This window comes from Chromohalobacter sp. 48-RD10, assembly GCF_029889785.1.
GTDB lineage: Bacteria > Pseudomonadota > Gammaproteobacteria > Pseudomonadales > Halomonadaceae > Chromohalobacter.
Genome location: NZ_JARANX010000005.1, coordinates 114,277 through 140,119 on the forward strand (window position 1 = coordinate 114,277; position 25,843 = coordinate 140,119).

The following is a 25,843-nucleotide window of genomic DNA, read 5'->3' on the forward strand; positions in this document are numbered from 1 at the left end:
CGCCTTTCTTTGATGTGCGACAATAGGAACATTATATCGGGATCACGGCGATTCGGTCAGGGGTATGCTGGCCATCCGGGCGGATTCCGACAAGTACGTCCCGAGAAGTACGTTTCGAGGCGTACTTTTAGGGAAATACGCCCCGACAAGATAGGAGCAGGCATGCGGGTCGACAATCACTGGCTCACGACGGCGCGACATGTTGTCTCGCCCAATCAGAACGTGCGCCCCGAAGGGGAGGTGTCGGCATTGGTGCTGCATGCCATCAGCCTGCCGCCGGGACACTTCGGTGGCGATGCCATCGAGCGTTTGTTTACCAATCGTCTCGATCCCGCCGCGCATCCTTACTTTGGTACGATTCACACCTTGCGGGTCTCGGCGCATGTGCTGATTCGTCGCGACGGCGAGGCGGTGCAGTTCGTGGGGTTCGACCGGTGCGCCTGGCATGCCGGTCGCTCGCGCTGGTGGGATGGCCAGCGTGAACGTCGTGAACTCAACGACTTCAGTATCGGTATCGAGTTGGAGGGCGATGACATTCATGCTTATCGTGACGCGCAGTATCGCTGCCTGGTGCGTGTGTTCAGTGCCTTGCGAGCGCAATATCCTGCCTTGAGTGGCGAGCGGATCACCAGCCATGCGCGTATCGCGCCGTTGCGCAAGACCGATCCTGGCCCGGCCTTTGACTGGGTCTATTTTTACCGTTGTCTCGAGGAGGTAGTGGGCACGGCGTCCTGAAGTACCGCATGCGTGTAAATTCACTACCTCGTGTAAACCTTTGTCGAATTCCTGCGGGATGGCCTAAGCGGACATGGGCAATAAGTCTTTAGCGGGCATGGGCAATATGTCTTTTGTAGGCCGCTTGCGGCCTATCGAATTGGCAGCAGACAGCGTTTGCGGTATCGTCGTGACCTGAATTCGTGCGTCTTGCACGCCCCGCTGTAAGGAAATTACAGAAAGTTTTCTCGGAGACACGACCCAAAGAAGGTCGCGCCCGCACTGAAGAGCGCCACAGGCCCCATCGCGACGGGCCATGACCGACATACAATCTTCATTCGGAGAGACGTCTATGAGTCTGGAGGCAAAAAACGATCTCGATCCGATCGAAACCACGGAATGGCTGGATTCCTTGGCCTCGGTCATCGAGCATGAGGGCGAAGAGCGCGCTCGTTACATCATGAGCCGCTTGGCGGATCGTCTGCGTCGCGATGGCTCTTCACCCCCCTTTTCCGGGACCACGCCGCATCGCAATACCATCCCGGTGCATCGTGAAGCCAAGATGCCCGGCGATATGTTCATCGAGCGCAAGATTCGTTCGGCGATTCGTTGGAACGCGATGGTGCAGGTGTTGCGTGCCAACAAGAAGCACAAGGGCCTGGGCGGTCATATCGCCAGTTATCAGTCCAGTGCCACGCTTTATGAAGTCGGTTTCAACCACTTCTTCCGTGCCGATAACGGTGACCACAAGGGCGACCTGCTGTATATCCAGGGGCACGTCACGCCGGGTATCTATGCTCGCTCGTTCCTGGAAGGCCGTCTGACGCAGGAGCAGATGGATAACTTCCGTCAGGAAGTCGACGGCGAGGCCCTGCCGTCCTACCCGCACCCGTATCTGATGCCGGATTACTGGCAGTTCCCCACGGTCTCCATGGGACTGGGGCCGATCCAGGCGATCTACCAGGCCCACGTGATGCAGTACCTGCATTCGCGTGAGCTCGAGGACATGCAGGACCGCAAGGTCTGGGCCTTCCTCGGCGACGGCGAGTGCGACGAGCCGGAATCGCTGGGCGCGCTGCATCTGGCCAGCCGCGAGAAGCTCAATAATCTGATCTTCGTCATCAACTGCAACCTGCAGCGTCTCGATGGGCCGGTACGCGGCAATTCGCGCGTCATCGACGAGCTCGAAGGGGTCTTCCGCGGTGCCGGTTGGAACGTGATCAAGGTCGTCTGGGGTGGTCAGTGGGACCCGCTGTTCGAACAGGACACCAAGGGCATGCTGCAAAAGCGCATGGACGAGGCGGTCGACGGCGAGTACCAGAACTACAAGGCTCAGGGTGGCAAGTACACTCGCGATCAGTTCTTCGGTAAATACGATGAAACGGCGGAGATGGTCAAGGACTACTCCGACGAGCAGATCTTCCGTCTCAATCGTGGCGGTCACGATCCGCAGAAGATCTACGCGGCCTACCATGAAGCGGTCAACAATGCCGGCAATCGTCCTACCGTGATCCTGGCGCACACCGTCAAGGGCTATGGCATGGGCGGCGGCAGCGGCGAAGCTGACATGGAAGCGCACCAGATCAAGTCGATGGATAACGAAGCCCTCAAGGCGTTTCGCGATCGTTTCGGCGTGCCGATTTCTGACGAGCAGATCGAAAGCGGTGACATCCCTTACTATAAGCCTGACGACGATAGCCCGGAGATGAAGTATCTGCATCTCCAGCGCGAGAAGCTCGGCGGCTTCTTGCCGGCGCGCAAGAACGACTTCGAGGCACTCGAGATTCCCGGGCTCGACGACAAGATGTTCGCCAGCCAGCTCAAGGGCTCTGGCGACCGCGAAGTGTCCAGCACCATGTCCTTCGTGCGTGTGCTCAACGGCCTGGTCAAGAACAAGCAACTGGGCTCGCGCGTGGTACCGATCATTCCCGACGAAGCGCGTACCTTCGGGATGGAAGGCATGTTCCGCCAGTTGGGTATCTACGCCGCCGAAGGACAGAAGTATGAGCCCACGGATGCCGGCCAGATCATGTACTACCGCGAGGACCAGAAGGGTCAGATCCTCGAGGAAGGCATCACCGAAGCCGGTTCCATTTCCGCCTGGATTGCAGCAGCGACGGCTTATTCCAACCACCACCTGCCGTTGATTCCGTTCTACGTCTATTACTCGATGTTCGGTTATCAGCGTGTCGGTGACCTGATCTGGGCCGCCGGTGATCTGCAGGCGCGCGGCTTCATGATTGGCGGTACTGCCGGACGCACGACTATCAACGGCGAGGGCCTGCAGCATCAGGACGGCCACAGCCACATCCTGATGTCGGCCGTGCCGTCGTGCCGTGCCTATGACCCGTGCTATGGCCACGAGGTCGCGGTGATCATGCAGGATGGTCTGAAGCGCATGTTCCAGGACAAGGAAAACTGCTTCTACTATCTGACCGTGATGAACGAGAACTACCCGCATCCGGAAATGCCGAAGGGCAGCGAAGAGGGCATCGTTCGCGGCATGTATCTGCTTCAGGAAGGCAAGAAGGACGGCCGCAAGAAGCAGCCACGCGCTCAGCTCATGGGCAGCGGGACGATTCTGCGCGAGGTCGAAGCCGCCGCCGAGATGCTGGCGAACGAGCACGACGTCGTCGCCGATGTGTGGAGTGTGACCAGCTTCAACGAGCTGCGTCGTGAAGCGCTCGAATACGACCGGTTGCAGTTCCTCGACTACGATGAGAAGCGTGAGAAGCCGTGGGTGTCACAGCAGCTGAAAGATGTCGAGGGGCCGGTTATCGCCTCGACCGACTACATGAAGCTCTACGCCGATCAGATTCGTGCCTGGGTGCCGAGCGACTTCCATGTGCTGGGCACCGATGGTTTCGGGCGTTCCGACACGCGTGACGCGCTGCGTCGTTTCTTCGAGGTCGACCGCTACTACGTGACCATTCAGGCGCTGCGTGCGCTGGCCAACCGCGGTGAGATCGACGCCAAGGTCGTCAATGATGCCATGAAGAAATACGACATCGACCCCACCAAGCCCAGCCCGCTGGTGTCTTGAACCCCGTTGATGTCATGGGCTGAAGTGTCCCATCAAGGTGCCGCCACCGGTTAGATGTGGTGGCGGCCATGGCCAGATTGCCTGGTCTGGTCGTATTGCCCGGGTGCGATGTGTTGCCGGGACGACCAGACTGCCAGATTGGAAAGGAGCGCGACCTTGAGTAGCGAAATCATCAAAGTTCCCGATATCGGCGGTAGTGACGGCGTCGAGATCATCGAGGTGGCGGTGTCCGAAGGCGATGTCATCGTCGCCGAGGACGCCATGATCACGCTGGAGTCCGACAAGGCCAGCATGGACGTCCCGGCGCCCAAGGGCGGCAAGGTCGTCAAGATGTTGGTCAAGGAAGGCGATAGCGTCTCCGAAGGTGACGATATCCTCGAGCTCGAAGCCGAAGGTGGTGGCGACGGGCAGAGCGATAGCGATGCCGACGAGTCCTCTCAGGACGATGCCAAGTCTCAGGACGAAGCCGAGCCTGAGAAGGCGGCGCCGAAGAAGCAATCTTCCGGTGGCGGCAAGCGCACCGTTGAAGTGAAGGTACCGGACATCGGCGGTGGCGAAGGTGTCGAGATCATCGAGGTGCCGGTCAGCGAAGGCGACGACGTCAACGCTGAAGACTCGCTGATTACGCTGGAATCCGACAAGGCCTCCATGGACGTGCCGAGCCCCTACAGCGGCAAGCTCGTCTCGCTGGCGGTCAAGGAGGGCGACAGCGTCTCCGAGGGTGACCTGATCGGCAGCATGGAGATCGTCGATGAAGGTGACGACGCCGCTACTGACGAAGCGCCGGCGGAAGACGATTCCGGCAGTGCCGAGTCAGACGCGGGTGCCGAGGATCAAGACGCCGACGACGAGACACAAGAAAATGGTGACGAGGGTGGCCGCAAGGAACTCCGCGTCCCCGATATCGGCGGCAGCGAAAACGTGCCGGTCATCGAGCTGGCGATCAGCGAAGGTGATGAGATCAGCGAGGAAGACACACTGATCACGCTGGAATCCGACAAGGCCTCCATGGACGTGCCCAGCCCCTACAAGGGCAAGGTGGTCGAGGTCTCGGTCAAGGAAGGCGATAGCGTCTCCGAGGGCGACTTGATCGGCTATATCGACGTGGCCGGCGCCAAGAAGCCGGCCAAGAAAGCCGATGCCGGCAAGAAGTCCGACGCTGGCAAGGCGGATCAGAAGGCCGACTCCGGTCAGCAAAAAGCTAGTGCTTCCAAGTCGACGCCGTCTACCAAGCAGCCCACGGGTGAACCGAGCCCCGAGGCGCGTCACAAGCAAGGCGAGGAAAAGACCGCCGGCGCGCATGTGCATGCCGGTCCGGCGGTGCGCATGCTGGCCCGCGAACTGGGCGTCGATCTGGCTCAGGTGACGCCCACCGGGCCCAAGCGTCGCGTGCTGAAGGAAGACGTGCAAGGCTATGTCAAGACCGCCCTTCAGCAGCGTTCCAGCAGGGCCGGAAGCACTGCTGCGCCGAGTGGCGGTGCGGGCATCCCAGCGGTGCCGGATATCGACTTCAGCCAGTTCGGTGAGGTCGAGGAAAAGCCCATGGGCCGCCTGATGAAAGCCGGCGCGGCCAACCTGCACCGCAGTTGGCTCAACGTGCCGCACGTCACGCAGTTCGACGAGGCGGACATCACCGAGCTTGAAGCCTTCCGCAAGTCGATGAAGGACGAGGCTGCCAAGCAGGACGCCAAGCTCACGCCGCTGCCGTTCATGATCAAGGCCTGTGCCTACGCCTTGCAGAAATTCCCGCAGTTCAACGTCAGCCTGAAGAGCGACGGCGAAACGCTGGTACAGAAGCACTACGTGCACATCGGCATTGCCGTGGACACGCCGGACGGCCTGATGGTCCCGGTGATCCGCAACGCCGACCAGAAATCGCTGATCGATCTTGCCAAGGAATCGGTCGAACTGGCCGGCAAGGCACAGTCGAAGAAGCTCAAGCGCGAAGAGATGACCGGTGGCTGCTTCACCATCTCCAGCTTGGGCTCCATCGGCGGTACCGCCTTCACGCCCATCGTCAATGCACCGGAAGTCGCCATCCTCGGCATTTCCAAGGCACAGACGAAACCCGTATGGGACGGCGCCGAGTTCGCGCCGCGGCTGATGATGCCGCTGTCGCTGTCCTACGACCACCGGGCGGTCAACGGTGCCGACGCGGCTCGCTTCACGGCCTTCCTGGCCCAGGCGCTGAGCGATATTCGTCGCCTGTTGATGTGATCCAGGCACATAGGTGACGTGATAGAAGCGGCCTCCTAAGGGGGCCGCTTTTTTATGTCGCGACAAATAAAGCCGCTGTCAGGCGCGCTACGAAAGTGCAACGCTTCAGGCAACTCTATGAAAAAAGACGAATTATGGCGATTGGAGCAGGCCGAGCCCGGGGCGGGCGTGCTTGTGCCGCTTGAGCCGTGCAGGTATCGTCATGGGCCATTCCCAAGGCGATGGTGTGTGCTTCATGGAGCATGCCATGGCTAATAACGAACATGTGATGACTCGTTCAAGGAGCACTATCGATGCGTTTGATCTTGTTGGGCGCCCCGGGCGCAGGCAAGGGCACCCAGGCCCAATTCATCTGCGAATATTTTGACATTCCGCAGATCTCCACCGGCGACATGTTGCGTACGGCGGTCAAGGAGGAAAGTGAACTGGGGCTCAGGGTCAAGGAGATCATGAACAGCGGCGGTCTGGTGTCTGACGACATCATCATCTCGCTGGTCAAGGAGCGTATCGCCCAGCCTGATTGCGCCAACGGCTTCCTGTTCGATGGTTTCCCACGCACGATTCCCCAAGCCGATGCCATGAAAGATGCTAACGTCAAGCTCGACCATGTGCTGGAAGTCGCCGTGGATGACGAAGAAATCGTCAAGCGCCTTGCGGGTCGCCGGGTGCATCCGGGCTCTGGGCGTGTCTATCACGTCGAGTATCAACCGCCCAAGGAAGAGGGCAAGGATGACGTGACGGGTGAAGCGATCGTGCTGCGCGAAGACGATCAGGAATCGACCGTGCGCAACCGCTTGTCCGTTTACCATGAACAGACCGAGCCGCTGGTGAAGTATTACCGCGAATGGGCCCAGCAAGACCCGCAAAGCGCGCCATCCTACCACCGTGTGGAAGGTACTGGCAGCGTCGCGTCGATCCGCCAGCAGGTGCTGACGGCGCTCGAGGGATAAGCCTCCGTTCCTGCCGCGCGGCGTCCCTGGCGCCGCGCAATGACGACCTGCGTCAAACATTGCGTCGAGTAGTGTGCCGGGCGTTTTGCCAATGACCGATGGCACGTTTATAGTGCGGGCTCACCCGTTGCTCGATGATCGCTGATGCCCACTCTGTTGGCCTTGGATGCCTCTACTAGCGCCTGTTCCTGCGCCCTGTGGCGCGATGGCCATGTCATCTCCCGTTATCGTGATGCCCCGCGTCAGCACACCCAACTCCTGATGCCGATGGTCGATGACGTGCTGGCTGAGGCGGGCGTAGGGCTCTCCGATCTTGATGCGTTGGCATACGGTCGTGGGCCGGGCTCGTTTACCGGTTTGCGCATCGCTGCCGGGACGGCGCAGGGGCTGGCTTTCGCGCTCGAGTGCCCCTTGATCGGCGTCTCCACCTTGGAAGCCTTGGCGCTTGCTGCCCATCGGCGTCTCTATGCGCGCTATGTGGTGGCGGCAATGGACGCCCGCATGGATGAGATCTATGCCGCGGCCTATCGCTGTCACGATGGCGTACTCGAGCCGCTTATGGAGGAAGCCGTGTTGGCACCGGAGCGGGTGCGCCTGCCTGTCGCTTCCCACGATGTCGATTGGGTCGGCATCGGCTCGGGCTGGACCTTACGCGAGCGTATGCCCGTGGAAGTGCAGTCGGCGCTTGGCCAGTGCCTGAGTGAACCGCAGCCAGCTGCCGAGGATATGATCCATCTGGCCGTGCGGGCTTGGCAGTCGGGCGAACTCCCGTCGCCCGACGTGGCGGTTCCGGTGTATCTGCGCAATGAGGTGGCATGGCAGCGCGGCTAAGCGTTTCTTAAGCTCTCGAGAATAATAATGGCGTGCTCGCACGCTCGTACGCAGCGTCATGTTTTTCGTTGCTTCAAGGACACTTCATGGATTGGTTGCACGTCGTTGCGCTGGCCATCATTCAAGGCCTTACCGAATTCCTGCCCATTTCGTCATCCGCTCACCTGATTCTCCCGTCGCAGTTGCTGGGTTGGCCCGATCAGGGATTGGCCTTCGATGTTGCTGTACATGTCGGCTCGTTAGCCGCGGTGGTGCTGGTCTTTCATCGTGAAGTGACTCGAATCGTGCGTGATTGGGTGGCGCAGTGTCGCGGTGCACCAGCGACGCCGGAAAGCCGCCTGGGCTGGGCGGTGATTATCGGCACCCTGCCGGCCGTCATCATCGGTTTTCTGCTGGAAAGTGTCATCGCGTCATATCTTCGCGCCTCGCTGGTGATCGCCATCACCACCCTGGTTTTCGGGCTGCTGCTGTGGTGGGCGGATGTACGCGGTAGTCGCCAGCATGCGTTGACCGCGATGTCGCTGCGCAATGCGCTGATCATCGGGCTCGCCCAGGCCTTGGCATTGATTCCCGGGACGTCGCGCTCGGGCATCACGATCACGGCGGCCTTACTGCTGGGCTTCACCCGCCAGGCCGCCGCGCGTTTCTCGTTCTTGCTGTCGATCCCGTTGATTCTCGCCGCCGGTTCGCTCAAGGGCATCGAGCTTGTCGAAGCGGGCGAGGGTGTGGCCTGGGGCACGATCATCGCGGGGACGCTGATGTCGTTCGTCGCGGCGTGGCTGTGTATCAAGTTGTTCCTGGCCGCGTTGGATCGCATCGGCATGCTGCCGTTCGTCATCTACCGCCTGATTCTGGGCGTCGTGCTGCTGGTGTGGGTGGCATGAGTGAACGGGTCACGGCCATCGGTGAGCCGGTACGTGCGCTGGCTGCGCGGCTCGGGCTGCCCTGGCAGCCCGAGGCAGATGCCGACACTGCCTTGTACTTGGTCATGAGCGATGAGGGCCTAGCGCTGTCGGGCGACACGCGTCGCTATGGCGCGCCGATTCGAGTCGATTTCGCCGCTGGCAAAGTCGCGCACCGACGCCGCTTTGGCGGCGGGCGTGGGCAACTGATCGCCAAGGCATGCGGACTGGCGCACGGCGTGACACCGAGCATCGTCGATGCCACGGCGGGGCTGGGGCGTGATGCCTTCGTGCTGGCGAGCCTCGGCGCCCAGGTGTTGCTGATCGAGCGCGTGGCAGCGATTTACGCCCTGCTCGAAGATGGCGTGCGGCGTGCCCAAGCGGATGATGAGGCCGCCGAGATCGTGGCGCGCATGCGAGTGGCGAATGGCGATGCTGCGCGTGAGCTGGCGCCCCTGGTGGCGCATCACGACGTCGCGCCGCAGGTGGTACATCTCGACCCTATGTTTCCACACCGCGACAAGAGTGCGCTGGTCAAGAAGGAGATGCGCGTTTTCCGCGAACTGGCCGGTGGCGATGATGACGCGCCACGTCTGCTGGAAGCCGCTCTGCAGGTCGCTACGCACCGGGTGGTGGTCAAGCGCCCACGCCGCGCGCCGCCACTTGAGGGCCCCGCGCCCGATCACGTTCTCGAGGGCAAGACCAGCCGCTATGATCTCTATGTGCATCGCAGCCTGAAACCCGCGTGACCGTCATCATCTAACGCCCGATACTACGATGGCTGGCGATGTACCAGTTGGGTCAGGCGGTGGCGCAGGCTGGGATCAAAGAGCGCCTGCCCGCGACGCTGAGCGCTTTCGAGCGAGCTGTCATAGCACAGCGTGTCGTTTTCCTGCCATAACCAGCCCTGTGCCTCGAGGGTGTCGAGCAAGCCGCTGAAGAGACGTTTGTCGAAGAACTCCGGCGCGTTGAGCCCGGAGAGCAGGGTGAGACGTTCAGCCAACTGACGGCTTTGTTCCTCCAATGCCTCGCGGGTCAGGGTGCCGCTTCCCTCGCGCAGCAGTACGGCCAGCAGCAGATAACCGCGCTCCAGGGTCGGTTGTACCAGCCGCCCCAGCAGGCGCAGGTGTTCGCTGCTGGCCAGATGCCCCGCCGGGCGCTCCCAGGCGTGATCGGTCTCGATCAGCAGATCCTCCGATGCCAGCGCTGCCAGAGCGCGTTCCAGGCGTGGCGCGAAGGCTTCAAAGGGCAGGTGGAATTCATGTGCGAGCACCGGCCAGGCGGGGCCCAGCAGCGTGAGCAACTCTTGCGTATTAAAACGGGTGTTATGCCGATACGCGAAGGCGACCAGCGCCATGTCGATGAATAGATGCAAGACGTTATTGCGATACCAGGTCAATAAAGTGGCTTGCTCCGGCGTGGCGAGTACGAGTTCGCCGAGTGCCTGTTGGCGGCACTCGATGAATGCCAATTGAGCGGTGTGGGAAATCCAGTCCCGAGGTTCGCCCGCGGGCAGGGTGATACGTTCACCGCCCGGGAGATGCCGTCTCAGGTCCACCAGCAAGCGCATATGACGCTCGAGCAGGTCGGCCTCGATGGCGTGGTGCGAATTGGCCAGCAGTCCCAGAGCGACCAGCGAGACCGGCGTGATAGCCGCTGCGGCGTTGACGCGTTGGGCCAGGATAGACCCCAGCGCGGGCACGGCCTGATTAATCCAGTCGGGGCGCGTTTGACGGCGGTTGTCCCGCCAATCGGGGACCTGGCGGTCGAGAAAGCCGCTGAGCATGAGCGGTTCGCCGACATTGACCGTGACATGCCCGTACGACTGGCGTAGACGACGCACGATGCGCAACAGATCGAAGGGCGATTCCTTCCTCTTGTGCCCGCCGCGCAATTCCTTGAGGTAGCTGCCGCTTTCCAGCACTTTCTCGTAGCCGACATAGACCGGCACGAAGGCGACCTCGCGGCGGGGGTCGCGGGCGAAGGAGCGTAGGGTCATGGCCAGCATGCCTGGGCGCGGTGCCAGCATGCGCCCGGTGCGCGAGCGTCCGCCTTCGATGAAGTACTCCAGTGGGTGCCCACGCGAGATCAGGCGATGCACGTATTCGTTGAACACCGCCGCGTAGAGGCGGTTGTCACGAAAGCTGCGGCGCAGGAAGAAAGCCCCGCCACGACGTAGCAAAGCGCCGATCACCGGCATGTCGAGGTTGCGGCCCGCCGCGATGTGCGGCGGCATCAATCCTTCGCGAAATAGTACGTAGGACAACAGCAGGTAGTCGATATGGCTGCGATGACAGGGCACATAGATCAATTCATGATCGCCGGCCAGTGCCTTGACGTCATCGAGTCCGTTCACGGTGACGCCGTTGTAGAGGCGATTCCAGAGCCGGCGTAGCAGCTGGTAGAGGAAACGCAGCACGGGGTACGAGGTGTTGGAAGCAATCTCGCGGCCATAGCGCAACGCGCGGCGGGTTTCACGCGCGGGGCTTGTGCCGCGGGCGGTGGCCGCATCGGCGATCGCCTGGCGCACTTGTGGACTGTCGACCACGCCGCGGATCAGCGTATTGCGATGCGAAAGATCGGGACCCAGCACGCGAGCGCGTACACGACGAAAGTGAACGCGTAGTACGCGTGCCGTCTTGCGCTGGGCGACCGGTAGCGAACGTGTCTCGACCAACGTGCGTAGTTGCAACGGTGCGCCGATATGTACCTGCACATGCTTGCCATTGATCGCCATCGACAAGAGTCGGCGCAGGCGTCCGCTCCACTGCCAGCTATCCGCTGCGAGCAATTTCCAGAAGCCGAAGTCCTTGCCTGGGGCACGCCCCCAGAACATGCTTACCGGCACGAGCTGGATATCTCGATCGGGTGCGTCGGCTAGCTCTGCCAGCAAGGTGTCGAGATGCAGAGAGCGTCGTCCGTGTATCTGCGTCAGCCCGCGACTGAGCCGGGGCAGGGCGATACAAGCGTGAAGGTACGTCTCGCCGAGCGCGACACTGCCTCGGGCACTGGGCAGGCCCTCGCGGTGTGTTATCAGTTCGAGTGCCAGTCTGTCCGAAAAGGCGGGGTGCGGGAGCACGTAGATCGTTGGCCGCGTGGCATCGAGCGCGAGCTGCTGCGCTTCGACATGACGGTAGTCGAGCCAGTGGTCGAGCAGGGTGCGGCACAGGGCGTGCAAGGGAGCGAGGAGCGTGCGTAGAACAGCCATCCATTAGCCTTGAAGGAACGCGATAAAGCAGTATAGCTAGCCAGGTCCAGGCGGGGTAGGCCCAAGGCTGGCGCTTTTAAGCGACGTTGCAAACGTGCGTCAATACGCATGACCAAGCCGCTGCGCAGGCGGCGAATCAAGGAGACACCATGCGCGGACGTTGGCAGGTAGGCAACCGTTTCACCTTATTGCCGGAAGGCAAGCGTTTTCTTCCCGCCTTGTTCTCAGCCATCGATGAAGCGCGCACTACGCTTTATCTCGAACTCTATCTGATGGAATCGGGCACGCTCGCCACGCGGGTGATCGATGCCTTGTGCACGGCGGCTGGGCGGGGTATCACGGTGCTGGTACTGCTCGATGGCTACGGTTCGATGAAGCTCGCGCATGCGGACCGCGAGCGCTTGCGCGAAGCAGGCGTGACGTTGCGCTTCTTCAATCCGCTGGCCTGGCATCAACTGGGCAAAAATCTGTCGCGCGATCATCGCAAGCTGCTGATCGTCGACGAGCAACTGGCTTTTACTGGTGGTTTCGGCGCCGTCGATTCCTTCATCGAGGCATGGTATGAAGTCGCCGTACGTATCGAGGGACCGGTCGTCGCGGATTGGACCAGACTGTTCGCGCAGCTCTGGGAGTCGCCCTTGACACGCCGCAAGGCAGCGCTGCGGTACTGGCCGTCCCCGCGCCACATCGCACCACTCACGGAGGACATGCGCGGGCGAATGATCAGTGGGCGTGGGCATCGTTACCAGGCGATCCGGCATTCGCTGCATCAGCGTATTGCCACTGCCGAGCGGCGGTTGTGGCTGTGCACACCCTACTTCGTGCCGACCTTCAGTCTGCGCCGACGCCTGATCCGTGCCGCGCGCCTGGGGCTCGACGTGCGCCTGTTGCTTCCGGGATCGCGCCATGACCATCCGGGTATTCGCTATGCTGGGCAGCGTTTCTACGCGCGACTGTTGCGGGCCGGGGTGCGCATCTACGAGTTTCAGCCGACCTTCATTCACGCCAAGTTCGTGCTGGTCGACGATTGGGCATCGATCGGCTCGTGCAATTTCGACCACTGGAGTCTGCAGTGGAATCTGGAGGCCAACCAGGAAGTCGAGGACGCCGGTTTCGCCCGCGACGTGGCGGCCCTGTTCGAGCGCAACTTCGCTGCCAGCGAGGAAAACCATTGGGATCAGTGGCGTCAGCGTCCATGGACTCAGCGCGGTCGTGAATGGATTTTCGGCACCCTCAACGGATGGATGACGCGATTGCGCTGAACGTGTGCTTAGCCGCGTCCCTTGCTGCCTGGCCGTCCGGCGGGTTTCTTCTTGCGCGGCGTGGGCTTGGGTTTTTCCTCGGGGACGCGGTAGTGCAGATAGAGATCCAGAATCAGCTCGGGTAGCTGCTTGACGAGTGCCTCGGCGCGAGTGCTGTCAGCGATCAGCTCGTGCATGTCGGGTTCGTCATCGAACAATCCCGACAACGCCATGAAGGGCAGCAGCAGTTCGGCGACCCGAGTTTCGTCGTGTTCAAACCAGGCGACTTCATTAAGGAATACGCCTTCCATGAAGCCCGCGCACCAATCGCCGATGGGCGTTTCCTCCGGGGCGATGTCGCCGAGCTCGAGATCGAACGGCAGTTCGGGTAGATGGCCGTGCTCGAGGGCTTCGATAGCGTTTTGCTTGAGTGTCTCGCAGAGGCCGAGAATCTGCTCGCGTTGCGCGGCGTCGGTGAACTGCGGTTCGCCATGGTAAAGCTCGGCGACCCAGGTCGTGGCCGGTGTCTCGATCGGCGCGATCGCGAGAGCGATGAGGAAGCCGTGCGTGCCGATCAAGTCGAGCGCTTCGGGATCGACCTGGTCGGATGCCAGGAAATCGTCGAGGGTCTCGAGCGCTGCGTCGTCGAGCAGTGGCATGGGGGGCGACGTCTCGGACATGATGGGCCTCTTGCAGGGAGCTGTCGGTGAGTGGTGGACGCCTGTCGCGTTGCGCGGCATTCTAGCATCCCATGATGTCTGTCACCTTGCCCTCTCCCGATAACGATTGGTTAGTGTCGCTCGACGAGCCGGCCCTGCACGAGGCGCTATATGCGCGTGTCGAGGCGGCTTGGCGCGTTGCCCTCGATGTTCATCCTTCTCTGCCGCGCCCCGGCGTGTGGTTGGATCTGCGTGGCAAGGGCGCCGGTCAGGCGCACTTCTCGCGCGGTGGTCTACGTTTCAATCCGGTCCTGCTGCGCGAGAACCGCCAGGCGTTCATGGTGGATGTGGTGCCGCATGAGATGGCGCATTGGCTGGTCTTCCATCTCGAGGGGCCGCCAGCGCGTCCGCACGGTCACGAATGGCGTACCGTCATGCGCAAGCTCTACGGTTTGCCACCACGTACCACGCATCGCTTCGATGTCACGCGTGCCAGTCCCGCGCCGTATTGCTACCGTTGTGGTTGTGTCACTGAGCATCATTTTTCCGCACGGCGTCATTCGCTGGCACAGCGAGGCACGAACTATCATTGCCGACATTGTCGACAGCGCTTGCACTTCGTTGCTAAAAAATGATGTAACTCAATGAATTAAAAAGAAAAAATGGTAATACCAAGGTCTAATAGGGAGCCAGGGGGGCTAGGGGTATATGCTGGTAACACATTCTTGGACGGTCACATTGGCAAGCGTGTGACCGATTATCCATTTCTCGACCTTTGCGAGGAAGCCATGACCGAACAGCAGAAAGTCTACCCGGTGGCGGAGGATTTCGCCGCCAATGCCTGGGCGGATAACGAGACGTATCTGAGCCTTTATCAGCGCTCCGTCGACGATCCCGAAGGCTTCTGGGCGGAACAGGCCGAGTCTCTGGATTGGTTCAAGGCGCCGACCAAGATCAAGAATACTTCATTCGCTTCTTCCAACGTGGATATTCGCTGGTTCGAGGATGGCGAGCTCAACGCTGCCTACAATTGTCTCGATCGCCATCTTGAGACCCGTGGCGATCAACCAGCGATCATCTGGGAAGGCGACGACCCGGGGCAGGACAAGACCATTACCTACCGCGAGCTGCATGCCGAGGTGTGCCGCTTGAGCAACGCCCTCAAGGAGATGGGAGTCACCAAGGGTGACACCGTCACGCTCTACATGCCGATGATCCCCGAGGCGTCGGTGGCCATGCTGGCGTGTGCGCGTATCGGGGCTATCCACTCGGTCGTATTCGGCGGTTTCTCGCCGGATGCTCTGGCTCAGCGCGTGGTCGATGCCCAGTCGCGGGTGGTCATCACCGCCGACGAGTCGGTACGTGGTGGCAAGCATGTGCCGCTCAAGGATAACGTCGACGCCGCGATGACTCGCGACGGTACCGATATCGTCGACAAGGTGCTGGTCGTGCGCCGCACCGGCGGGGAGATCGAATGGCATGACGACCGTGACGTCTGGTACCACGAGTGGGTCGAGCGCCAGTCCAGCGAATGCCCGGCGGAGAACATGAACGCCGAGGATGCGCTGTTCATTCTCTATACTTCCGGCTCTACCGGACGTCCCAAGGGGCTCAAGCACACCACCGGTGGCTATCTGCTCTATGCGGCGCTGACGCATCGCTACGTATTCGACTACCATGAGGGTGAGGTGTACTGGTGCAGCGCCGATGTGGGCTGGGTCACCGGACATAGCTACATCGTCTATGGTCCGCTGGCCAACGGCGCGACCACGCTGATGTTCGAAGGCGTGCCAAGCTATCCTTCGCATGGGCGTCTCGGCGAGATCATCGACAAGCACCAGGTATCGATCCTCTACACTTCGCCGACTGCCATCCGCGCGTTGATGGCGCATGGCGAGAACATCATGGACTCTAGCCGGCGTGACAGTCTGCGTGTACTGGGGTCGGTGGGCGAGCCGATCAATCCCCAGGCCTGGAGCTGGTTTCACAGTGTGATCGGCAATTCGCGCTGCCCGATCGTCGACACCTGGTGGCAGACCGAGACCGGTGGCATCATGATCACACCGTTGCCAGGGGCGACTGATCTCAAACCGGGCTCCGCCACGCGGCCGTTTTTCGGCGTGCGCCCGGCGTTGCTCGACAATGATGGCAACGTGCTCGAAGGCGCCACTTCGGGCAATCTAGTGCTCCTCGATTCCTGGCCTGGTCAGGCACGTACCATCTGGAACGATCACGAACGCTTCGTGCAGACGTACTTCTCTCCTTACGAAGGCGTCTACTTCACCGGCGATGGCTGCCGCCGTGACGAAGATGGCTACTACTGGATCACTGGCCGCATCGACGACGTGCTCAACGTCTCCGGACATCGCATGGGCACCGCCGAGATCGAATCCTCGCTGGTGGCACATAGCGCTGTTGCCGAAGCCGCTGTGGTTGGGTATCCCCACGACATCAAGGGACAGGGCATCTACATTTACGTGACCCTGGGTGACGACGTTGAACCCAGTGAGGAGCTACGCAAGGAATTGACGCAATGGGTGCGCAAGGATATCGGGCCTATAGCGACGCCGGATGTCATTCAGTGGGCGCCGGGGCTGCCGAAGACCCGTTCCGGCAAGATCATGCGGCGTATCTTGCGTAAGATCGCCGCCAACGAGTGCGAGGGCTTGGGCGACACCAGTACGTTGGCTGACCCGAGCGTGGTCGATGAGTTGATCGAGCATCGCGCCAATCGTTGACACGTGTTGGGGTGGGTATCCGGCGTCGGTTCGTTCGACATGGGGCGGCACGCCAGCTCGCCTCGGGTGCCCGCCCGACTTTCGCCGGCCGATGGCCGGCTTTTTCGTGCCACCAGGAACGTTCGGGGGTGCGTCGACGCAAGGCTTGGGTATTGTCTACAGCATGGGGTAACATGTTGAAAACAAGACGTGAACCTGATGCTTGCCGAAGACAATCGCGGCACGACCGTTCGCTCCATGGGGGATCCGGAGGAGACACAATGGCTTTTGCCCAGAAATTCATCGTCGCCGATGACCACCCGCTATTTCGTGCCGCGCTCAACCAGGCGTTGCGCCAAGTAGCGCCACAGGCGGAGATCGTCGAAGCCGATACCATGGAGGCGACTTCCGACATGGTAATGCGCCATCCCGATGCCGATCTTATCTTGCTTGACTTGCACATGCCGGGCGCACATGGCTTTTCGGGACTGATCCAACTGCGCGGTCAGTCGCCCGAGGTGCCCGTGGTCGTCATTTCGGGTAGCGAGGAGCCGCCCGTCGTGCGTCGTGCCATCGACTATGGCGCATCGGGTTTCATTCCCAAGTCCTCGTCGCTGGATGTTATCGCCGAGGCGATCCGCCAGGTGCTCGAGGGAGAGGTCTGGTTGCCAGAAGAGATGGCTGAAATTCTCGGCGAATCGAACGAAGAGGAAGCACGTTTCGCCGAAGCCATCGCCTCACTGACGCCCCAGCAGTTCCGGGTACTCAACATGTTGAACGAAGGCCTGCTCAACAAGCAGATCGCCTATGAGCTCAACGTGTCGGAGGCGACCATCAAGGCGCACGTCACGGCGATACTCCGTAAACTGGGGGTGCATTCGCGCACGCAGGCGGTCATCGCTGCACAGAAACTCGAGGTCGAGCCGCCCAAGGTCGAGTCCTAGGCTGCCCTTGGCGACAGCATACGAGACGAGGCCATGTGAGAGACAAGAAGCCGTTCCCAGTAGCATGGGAGCGGCTTCTTCGTACGGGGGGCTATCTGCGTATCAGTACGCACTCCCAGGGCCGTGTTAGGCGGCTCATGAAGGCGACTGGCGGTCCAGGAAATCGCGCATGGCGTTGACGGTTTCTTCACTGCAGTGATGCTCGATGCCCTCGGAGTCGGCACGTGCGACTTCCTCGGGCACACCGAGCGCCCGCAAGGCATCGAGTACTACCCGGTGGCGTGCCATGACGCGCTTGGCGAGGGCATCCCCCTCGTCGGTCAGGAAGATCCCGCGGTAGGGGCGCGCGACGGCAAGGCCGTCGCGTTTCAAACGTGCGATGACTTTCGACACTGCCGCCGCACTGACGCCGAAGCACTCGGCCAGATCGCTGGCACGAGCTTCGCCCAGCTGCGTATGCAGGTGCGCGATTTCCTCGACATAATCCTCGACCAGCTCGGTCTGATGATCCTGCCGAACGCGTTTGAAATATTCGTGCTTGGGCTGAGACTTCATGCAACCCCTGCTTTCAGTGTCCCGTGAACGTAGAAAATAGCACGTACGCATTAAGGGCGACGATTAACGTGCACACGATACCGCCCACCACGGTTACCGATTTGTGATTGACCAGGTTGCCCATGATACGGCGATTGGCGGTGAAGAAAAGCAGTGGGATGAGTGCAAACGGAATCCCGAAGCTGAGAATCACCTGACTGGCGACCAAGGCCTTCTGCTCGGACACGCCGAGCATGATGATCACCAGCGCCGGCAACATGGTCACCAGGCGGCGCAGCCAAAGAGGGATCGTGAAGTTCACGAAGCCCTGCATGATGACTTGCCCAGACAGCGTGCCGACGATGGACGACGACAGCCCGGCGAGCAACAAGGCGGCACCGAAGACATGACTCGCAGTGACCTGCCCCAGCATCGGTGCCAGCAATTGATAGCTATCACTGATGGTGGCGACATCCAACCGGCCGTTGGCATGAAAGACTGCCGCTGCCATGGCCAGCATGCTGAGGTTGATCACACCGGCGATAGCCATGCCGATGATGACATCGAGGCGATAGTAACGCATCAAGCGTAAGCGGTGGGCATCGTCCTTCACTTGGATGCGTTGCTGCGACAGGGCCGAATGCAGATAGATGACATGCGGCATGACCGTGGCGCCGAGTATACCCGCCGCCAGGTAGAGCGAATAGCTATCTGGAAAGCCGGGAATCAGCAAACCTTCGAGTAGCGGTGTCGTTTCCGGTCGGCTGAGCACCAGCTCGAGGATGAAGCCGCCCGCCACGGCCAGGATCATGGCGCCGATGACGATCTCCATGAGGCGGAAACCGTAGCGGTAGAGATGCAGTGCCAGGTAGGTGATCGCTCCGGTGAGCAACGCGCCTTCCATCAGCGATAGCCCGAACAACAGATTGAAGGCTAATGCCGCGCCGAGAAATTCGGCGAGATCGGTGGCGATGGCCACGACCTCTGCTTGTATCCAATAGCACCAGACCACGGGGCGTGGATAGCGTGCGCGAATCACCTGGGGCAAGTTGCGCCCGGTGGCGAGCCCCAGGCGTGCCGAGAGGGTCTGGATCAGCATGGCCATCAGATTGGCGACGAGTACCCCCCACAGTAGGGTATAGCCGTAGCGCGACCCCGCTTCGATGTTGGTGGCGAAGTTGCCGGGGTCGATATAGGCCACCGCGGCGATCAGCGCAGGGCCGAAAAAGGCTGTCCATCCCCAGCGTCGGGCCTTGCCATTGAGCGTCGAGGCCGCTTGCTCGCGGATCGCACTGTCGGAAATTGTACTCAGCATGGTAGCGACCCTAATTTAACCATGGTTAATCGAATGTCTAAAGGTTAACTTAGAGGCCTTGGCTTGACCAATAGTCGTTGTCCCGAGAAGCGATTGATGTTGACTATTAATTGCTTCCGAGTGTCGTCTGTCTCCCACGCTAGCGGTCCTGGCGAGCGGCGCGGTTGGCTTGCAGGGTGCGTGTCAAAAGCGCCCGCAAGGCGGCCGGGCGCACCGGCTTGAGCAGTAACTGATAGCCATTGCGACGAATCTCCTCGGCGACCTCGTCGGTCTGGTCGGCGGTGATCACGATACCCGGGACGGGCCCATCGCAGAGTTTCTCGAGGGCTTCCAGAGTCATCAATCCGGTGACCTCGTTATCTAGATGGTAGTCGGCGAGAATGGCCTCGGGATCGCTGTCCAGATGGCGTAACACCGACTTGGCGCCGCCGATGGACGTGGCGGTGAAGACTTCGCACTCCCAGCCATCGAGCATCGCCTTCATGCCCTCGAGGATCAGTGTCTCGTTGTCGATACACAGGATTCTGGCGCCTGCGAGTTTGTTGCCGGGACGCCGCGTGGGCGTATCCTCGGCGCTTTTTTCCTGCTGGCGTTCCTCGACCCGTGGCACCGACACCGAGAACACGGTGCCGACATTTTCCCACGAGCGAATCTTGATGGGATGCTCAAGCACTCGGCTCATGCGGTCGGCGATGGACAGCCCGAGTCCCAGGCCTTTCTCGCCCTCCTTGTGACGCGAGGCCTGATCGAGGCGACGAAATTCCTGGAAGATTTCCGCCTGCTTGGCCTCGGGAATTCCCGGACCGGTATCCCAGACCTCGATGCTCAGTTTTTCGCCCTTGCGCCGGCAACCCAGCAGCACACGCCCTTGCTGTGTATAGCGCAGCGCGTTGGAGAGGAAATTCTGCACGATGCGTCGCAACATCTGGGCGTCGCTGTCCACCCAGGTCCCGGTGGCGACGACATCCAGATCGAGCCCACGATCCGTCGCCATGACTTCGAACTCGGCGCGCAGCGGGCGCAGGATGTCGGTCAATGGGAACTGTGTGCGGCGGGGTGTCAGGGCGCCGGCATCAAGCTTGGAGATGTCGAGCAACGTGCTCAAAAGCTCCTCGGCGGCCTGTAGCGAATTGTCGATATGATCAATGGTATGGCGGAGCTCGTCGGTTTCGACCTGCTGCCCCAGTGCCGAGGTGAATAGACGCGCGGCGTTGAGCGGTTGGAGCAGATCATGGCTGGCGGCAGCCAGAAAACGTGTTTTCGAGGCGTTGGCCTCCTCAGCGACCTGCTTGGCTTGGCGCAGCGCCGACTCGGCCTCGGCGCGCACGTGGTTTTCCTGACGCAGGGCCGCATTGGCCTCGGACAGTGCCTGGGTCCGCTCGCGGACGCGTTCCTCGAGATTTTCGTTGGTCTCGCGCAGAGCGATTTCGGCCAGACGGCGCTCGGTGATGTCCTGATAGAGGGCGAAGAACCCGAGTACATTCTCGCCTTCGCCAAAGTGCGGCGTGTAGGTCACCAGCATGTAACGCACGCCGCCGTCGCCGTCGTCCTGTGAGATTTCGAAGCTCACCCGCTCGCCGGCCAGAACACGATGCATCCACGGCGAACGCTCGCGGATGACCTGAGCGGGCATGACGTGGTCGAAGCGTTCGCCGATCGCTTCGTTGCGGTCAATGCCCATCGCCGCTTCATAGGCGCGGTTGGTAAAGAGGTAGCGGCATTCCTTGTCGAAATAGGCGATCAGCGCCGGCACATTGTCGGTGTAGATGCGAATGTTGTTTTCGGAGCGGATCAGCGCCTCTTCGGTGCGCTTTTGCTGGGTAATGTCCTGATAGGTGTAGACGAATCCACCGCCTGGCATGGGGTTGCCCTGGACCTCGAGCACAGTGCCATCCTGGCGGTAACGCACGTAGCGGTGCGGTTGTCCCTGGCGGATGTTGTCCATCAAGAGCTCGACGTGCTCCTCGGGGTCGCCGGGGCCGTATTCACCGTTATGCGCGTTGTAGCGCAGGATCTTGTCGAACGGCGCGTTGACTCGGATCAAACTGTCAGGGAAGCGAAACAGTTCCAGATAACGTTGGTTCCATACCACCAGGCGCGCGTTCTGATCGATCACGCTGATGCCCTGGTTGATGTTCTCGATGGTCGCTTGCAGCAGGGCGCGGTTGAACTCCAGTACCTGCGAGGCTTCGTCGACGATCGAGATGACATCGGAAATACCGATACCGCGTCCCTGCAACGCCGAATTGACCACGATGCGTGCCGAGGACGCCCCGAGTACCGACGACAATAGCCGTTCGGTGAACTGGATGACGTCGATCGAGGCGCGGGTATTGTCGTCCACGGACTGGCCACCACGGCGTGAATAGTCCTCGAAGGCGCGCTGTACCTGGCTGGTGCCCAGGAAGCGCTCGCAGAGAACCTTGAGATCGCCCACCGTAGTGGCACCGGTCCACGGACGGTTGACCGAGGTCTGGCGAGTTTCGACGCTATCGACGAATAATGATGCCTGGATGCGCTCGACGACGCGCTGCGGGGTGATCTGCGAGACAAAGATGTAGCAGAACAGGTTGAGTCCCAAGGACAACATGACGCCGTGGGTGAAGCTGTCACCGACGTTGAGACCGAACAGGTGCGTCGGTGCCAGCCAGTCGAGCCCCAAGGGGCCGCTGGTCAGCCAGGTCATCGGCAGTAATTCGGCCTGCACCAGCGATGGTAGCAACAGCGTGTAGGCCCACACCGCGAAACCGACGTTCATGCCGGCAATGACACCGAGGCGGTTGCCACGCTTCCAGTAAAGCCCACCCAGCAAGGCAGGCGCGAACTGGGCGGCTGCGGCGAACGACAACATGCCTGTCGAAGCCAGGGTGCTGTATTCGGCGATCAGGCGATAAAAGATATAGGCCAGCAGCAGAATGACGACGATGGTCGCGCGTCGCGCACGTAGCACCAGCTTGGCGTAGTCGCCTTCGGTGACGAACCAGCGTAGGCGGAACAGCAGCGGGATGATGATCTCGTTGGAGATCATGATCGACACCGTCATGGCGGCCATGATGACCATGCCGGTGGCTGCTGAGAGCCCGCCGATGAAGGTGAGTAGACCTAGCCATTCGCTGCCGCCGGCCATGGGCAGCGCAAGCATGAAGGTGTCGGGGTTGACGTCGCCATCGGGAAATATCGTCAAGCCCGCCGCTGCGATAGGTAGAACGAAGAGTCCGATGGCGGCTAGATATAGCGGGAACAGCCAGCGGGCACGCTTGGCATCGTCCGCATGAGTGTTTTCCACCACGGCGAGGTGGAACTGGCGCGGCAGGCAGAAGATGGCCAGCATTGCCAGCAGCGTCTGTGCCCAGAAGCCGTGGCCGAAATCCTGCTCGGTCAACTGGCGCTGCAATTCTAGATAGGTATCGGCACGGCCGAACAGGTCGCCGAGGCCGTTGAACATGCCCCAGGTGACGTAGGCGCCGAGGACCAGAAACGCCAGCAGTTTGACCACCGATTCGAAGGCGATGGCGTGAATCAGCCCCTCGTGATGCTCGGTGGCATCGGTATGTCGCGTTCCGAAGAGGATGGCGAACAGCGCCATGAAAGCCGCGATATAGAAGGCTGTATCGCCGAATACAGGGGCACGAGTCAGGTCGGCGCTGTCGGTCAATACGGTGAACGCCGAGGCCACGGCCTTCAGCTGCAAGGCGATGTAGGGTAGCGTGCCGATCAAGGCCACCAGGCTGGCGAACGCCGCCAGTGACTGGGTCTTGCCATAGCGCGAGGCGATGAAGTCGGCGATCGAGGTCACGTTCTGGCGCTTGGCGACACGGATCATCTTGGCCAACACGGGCCAGAACAGCAGGAAGGTCAGAATCGGGCCGACAAAGATGCTGGCGAACGACCAGCCCGACGTAGCGGCCTCACCGACGGCGCCATAGAATGTCCACGACGTACAGTAGACCGCCAGCGCGAGACTGTAGACGATGGGACGCCGTTTGCCCGGTCCATGGCGCTTGGCCTGGCTATCGCCACGCCAAGCGATGGCAAACAATACGGCAATGTAGATCAGCGATACGACGATCAGTAGCCAGCCAGCAAACATGCTCTCTCTCCTATGTCTGCCGCCATTCTAGGGTAATCCGCTGGCGCGCGTCAGTCGTCCATATGCTCAGGATGTTTCACACAGGGCCTGATAAAGCGGGGTGTCGGCGCCAATGTCGTGCAGCGCGGAGGCGTCCGGTTGGCGCTCATCGCCGACCAGCGGTGCCCATTCCCGTTCGCCGCAGTTCATCAGGTAGGCTTGATGGGTCACGCGATCCGCGACCTGTTTTTCGAAACGGTAGAGAAAGAACTCGACCATGCGCTCCCCGTCGGCCTCGACGACGCGCAGATGGTCGCGGTCGATGACTTCGAAGGCAACGGGCATGGGGTACAAATAGGTCCAGGGACGCCATAGCATCGCGCCGTACTCGGCATCGACGACTTCAGCCGAGTCGGGTAGTTGCTGCTGCTTGAACGACAGCCAGCTGTACTCGTAATACATTTGGTAGCCAAGCATGCCGAGGCCACCCAGTGCCGGAACGATCCACCGCGGCAGACGCTTAGCGCTGATGAAACGCAGCACCAGGCCGATACCGGCGGTGCCGAGTCCGGCGAAAAGCGCTGCTATCAAGTGCCATATCATGGGCGTCTTTCCTGAAAGCGTTCGGGCTTCCCTGAGGAAGCCCGAGTGAGAGGGTTGGCTGCGGCCTAGCGTGCCAGGCCGCGTTATTATGGCTTAGTGGTCGAGCGCGGCGCCAGCGCCTTTCGGATAACGAACGCTCTGTACCAAGTCCTGGATCTCCTGCGGCGGTGCCTTGGTGACCCGGGAGACAGCGAAGGCTACTACGAAGTTGATGATCGCCCCCACAGCTCCGAATGAGAGCGGTGAGATACCGAGCATCCAGTTCTCCGGCGTATTGGCCAGCATGTTGGTACCAGGAATGAACAGCCAGCCCAAGTAAGTGAAGATGTACAGCAGCGTGCTGAGGAGGCCTGCCAGCATGCCGCAGACAGCCCCGGCGCTGTTCATTCGGGTAGAGAAGATGCCCATCATCAACACCGGGAACAGCGAGGCGCCGGCAATGCCGAAGGCCAGGGCCACGGTCTGTGCGGCGAAGCCCGGAGGATTGAGGCCCAGGTAGGTCGCCACCAGGATGGCACCGGCCATCGAGATGCGGGCCGCGAGCATTTCGCCTTTCTCGCTGATGCGGGGGTTGATCGTGTTCTTGATCAGGTCATGACTGATGGCCGATGAAATCGCCAGCAACAGCCCGGCTGCCGTGGAGAGCGCGGCGGCGATACCCCCGGCAGCAATCAAGCCGATGACCCAAGGTGGCAGGTTGGCGATCTCCGGGTTGGCCAGTACCAGGATATCGTTGTTGACCGTCAGCTCATTGCCTTCCCAGCCACGTTCCTGTGCCGTATCGGCGAAGTCTTCATTGCTATCGTTGTAGGATTGAATACGGCCGTCGTCGTTCTTGTCCTCGAAATTGATGAGGCCGGTTTCCTCCCAGGTGCGGAACCAACCGGGACGGTCCTCGTATTGCAGTGCGTTGTCGGCGGCGGCGTCGTAGTTCTCGACCTGGCCGGCCATCTCAGGGTAGACGGTGGTCATCAGGTTGAGGCGCGCCATGGATGCCACGGCGGGGGCCGTGAGGTAAAGCAGTGCGATGAACACTAGCGCCCAGCCAGCGGACCAGCGAGCATCGGCGACCTTGGGCACCGTGAAGAAACGGATAATGACGTGCGGTAGGCCTGCAGTGCCGATCATCAGCGATAGGGTGAACAGCACCATGTTGAGCTTGTTGTCGACGTCGGCGGTGTAGTCCTGGAAGCCCAGTGCGTTGATGACCTCATCGAGCTTTTCGAGCAGTGGCACCCCGGATTCACTGTGCGTACTGAACAGGCCGAACATCGGTATCGGGTTGCCGGTTAGCTGCATGGCGATGAACACTGCCGGAATCGTGTAGGCGACAATGAGCACGATGTATTGCGCCACCTGGGTGTAGGTGATGCCCTTCATGCCTCCGAAGACCGCGTACAGGAAGACGATGGCCGCCGCGATCCAGATGCCGGCAGTGCTGCTGACCTCGAGAAAGCGTGAGAATGCTACCCCAGCCCCGGTCATCTGACCGATGACGTATGTCACCGAGGCGACGATCAGACAGACTACCGCGATGACGCGCGCAGTGCGGCTATAGAAACGGTCGCCGATAAAGTCAGGTACCGTGAATTTCCCGAACTTGCGCAGGTACGGCGCCAAGAGCATGGCCAGGATGACGAAGCCGCCGGTCCAGCCCATGAGAAAGGTAGAGTTGGCATAGCCGCCTGAGGAAATCAGTCCGGCCATGGAAATGAACGAGGCGGCGGACATCCAGTCGGCGGCGGTTGCCATGCCGTTGGGGACCGGATGCACGCCCCCGCCAGCGACATAGAAGTCCTTGGTCGAACCGGCTCGCGACCAGATTGCGATACCGATATAGAGCGCAAAGGATGCGCCAACGAACAGCAAATTGATGACGAATTGGCTCATGATGGC

At 61.0% G+C, this 25,843-nt stretch carries 18 protein-coding genes; 11 read left to right on the forward strand and 7 right to left on the reverse strand.

What is annotated here, in order from left to right; all coding sequences use genetic code 11:
• The first annotated feature begins 162 nt into the window (after window positions 1-162).
• The 7 genes from ampD (at window position 163) to OP496_RS07915 (ending at window position 9,406) form a co-directional block, all read left to right on the forward strand.
• Complete coding sequence (gene ampD / locus OP496_RS07885; RefSeq protein WP_280563002.1) at window positions 163-735, forward strand: 1,6-anhydro-N-acetylmuramyl-L-alanine amidase AmpD; 573 nt, start codon at window positions 163-165, stop codon at window positions 733-735.
• Window positions 736-1,066: 331 nt separating this feature from the next.
• The gene (gene aceE / locus OP496_RS07890; protein ID WP_280563003.1) at window positions 1,067-3,757 is read left to right on the forward strand and encodes a pyruvate dehydrogenase (acetyl-transferring), homodimeric type; all 2,691 of its coding nucleotides are present in this window, start codon (window positions 1,067-1,069) and stop codon (window positions 3,755-3,757) included.
• A gap of 156 nt (window positions 3,758-3,913) precedes the next feature.
• Window positions 3,914-5,974 carry a pyruvate dehydrogenase complex dihydrolipoyllysine-residue acetyltransferase gene (aceF, locus tag OP496_RS07895; RefSeq protein WP_280563004.1) on the forward strand — a complete coding sequence of 687 codons (2,061 nt, stop codon included), beginning with the start codon at window positions 3,914-3,916 and terminating at the stop codon, window positions 5,972-5,974.
• A gap of 293 nt (window positions 5,975-6,267) precedes the next feature.
• Complete coding sequence (gene adk / locus OP496_RS07900; RefSeq protein WP_280563005.1) at window positions 6,268-6,924, forward strand: adenylate kinase; 657 nt, start codon at window positions 6,268-6,270, stop codon at window positions 6,922-6,924.
• Between the two features lie 144 nt (window positions 6,925-7,068).
• The gene (gene tsaB, locus OP496_RS07905; protein ID WP_280563006.1) at window positions 7,069-7,755 is read left to right on the forward strand and encodes a tRNA (adenosine(37)-N6)-threonylcarbamoyltransferase complex dimerization subunit type 1 TsaB; all 687 of its coding nucleotides are present in this window, start codon (window positions 7,069-7,071) and stop codon (window positions 7,753-7,755) included.
• Window positions 7,756-7,841: 86 nt separating this feature from the next.
• Window positions 7,842-8,639 (forward strand): undecaprenyl-diphosphate phosphatase, encoded by a 798-nt coding sequence (locus OP496_RS07910; RefSeq protein ID WP_280563007.1) that lies wholly within the window; start codon window positions 7,842-7,844, stop codon window positions 8,637-8,639.
• Window positions 8,636-9,406: a class I SAM-dependent methyltransferase gene (locus tag OP496_RS07915; protein WP_280563009.1), complete on the forward strand. Its 771-nt coding sequence runs from the start codon at window positions 8,636-8,638 to the stop codon at window positions 9,404-9,406. The genes OP496_RS07910 and OP496_RS07915 overlap by 4 nt, the downstream gene beginning before the upstream one ends.
• Window positions 9,407-9,429: 23 nt before the next feature.
• On the opposite strand, the gene plsB is transcribed toward OP496_RS07915, so the two are convergent.
• Entirely contained in the window at window positions 9,430-11,865 is a 2,436-nt protein-coding gene (plsB, locus tag OP496_RS07920) for a glycerol-3-phosphate 1-O-acyltransferase PlsB (protein ID WP_280563011.1), read from the reverse strand.
• A gap of 149 nt (window positions 11,866-12,014) precedes the next feature.
• Between plsB and OP496_RS07925 the strand changes: the two genes are divergently transcribed.
• Window positions 12,015-13,127 carry a phospholipase D-like domain-containing protein gene (locus OP496_RS07925; RefSeq protein ID WP_280563012.1) on the forward strand — a complete coding sequence of 371 codons (1,113 nt, stop codon included), beginning with the start codon at window positions 12,015-12,017 and terminating at the stop codon, window positions 13,125-13,127.
• An 8-nt stretch (window positions 13,128-13,135) separates the two neighbouring features.
• On the opposite strand, the gene OP496_RS07930 is transcribed toward OP496_RS07925, so the two are convergent.
• Complete coding sequence (locus OP496_RS07930; RefSeq protein WP_280563013.1) at window positions 13,136-13,786, reverse strand: UPF0149 family protein; 651 nt, start codon at window positions 13,784-13,786, stop codon at window positions 13,136-13,138.
• A 71-nt stretch (window positions 13,787-13,857) separates the two neighbouring features.
• On the opposite strand from OP496_RS07930, the gene OP496_RS07935 reads away from it, so the two are divergent.
• The 3 genes from OP496_RS07935 (at window position 13,858) to OP496_RS07945 (ending at window position 17,426) form a co-directional block, all read left to right on the forward strand.
• Window positions 13,858-14,400 (forward strand): SprT-like domain-containing protein, encoded by a 543-nt coding sequence (locus OP496_RS07935; RefSeq protein ID WP_280563014.1) that lies wholly within the window; start codon window positions 13,858-13,860, stop codon window positions 14,398-14,400.
• Window positions 14,401-14,553: 153 nt separating this feature from the next.
• On the forward strand, window positions 14,554-16,503 hold the full coding sequence (gene acs, locus OP496_RS07940; RefSeq protein ID WP_280563134.1) for an acetate--CoA ligase: 1,950 nt from the start codon (window positions 14,554-14,556) through the stop codon (window positions 16,501-16,503).
• Window positions 16,504-16,763: 260 nt separating this feature from the next.
• Window positions 16,764-17,426: a response regulator transcription factor gene (locus OP496_RS07945; RefSeq protein WP_280563015.1), complete on the forward strand. Its 663-nt coding sequence runs from the start codon at window positions 16,764-16,766 to the stop codon at window positions 17,424-17,426.
• 135 nt (window positions 17,427-17,561) lie between these two features.
• Here the strand turns inward: OP496_RS07945 and mntR are convergent, their stop codons facing one another.
• From mntR to OP496_RS07970, 5 genes are all read right to left on the reverse strand, one after another.
• On the reverse strand, window positions 17,562-18,032 hold the full coding sequence (mntR, locus tag OP496_RS07950; RefSeq protein ID WP_280563018.1) for a manganese-binding transcriptional regulator MntR: 471 nt from the start codon (window positions 18,030-18,032) through the stop codon (window positions 17,562-17,564).
• Entirely contained in the window at window positions 17,995-19,275 is a 1,281-nt protein-coding gene (locus OP496_RS07955) for an Nramp family divalent metal transporter (RefSeq protein WP_280563019.1), read from the reverse strand. Before OP496_RS07955 ends, mntR begins: the two co-directional genes overlap by 38 nt.
• Window positions 19,276-19,414: 139 nt before the next feature.
• Window positions 19,415-23,365 carry a NahK/ErcS family hybrid sensor histidine kinase/response regulator gene (locus OP496_RS07960; RefSeq protein ID WP_280563020.1) on the reverse strand — a complete coding sequence of 1,317 codons (3,951 nt, stop codon included), beginning with the start codon at window positions 23,363-23,365 and terminating at the stop codon, window positions 19,415-19,417.
• 66 nt (window positions 23,366-23,431) lie between these two features.
• Window positions 23,432-23,947, reverse strand: a complete 516-nt coding sequence (locus OP496_RS07965) for a hypothetical protein (RefSeq protein WP_280563021.1) — start codon at window positions 23,945-23,947, stop codon at window positions 23,432-23,434.
• Between the two features lie 93 nt (window positions 23,948-24,040).
• On the reverse strand, window positions 24,041-25,837 hold the full coding sequence (locus OP496_RS07970) for a sodium:solute symporter family protein (protein ID WP_280563022.1): 1,797 nt from the start codon (window positions 25,835-25,837) through the stop codon (window positions 24,041-24,043).
• Window positions 25,838-25,843: the final 6 nt, after the last annotated feature.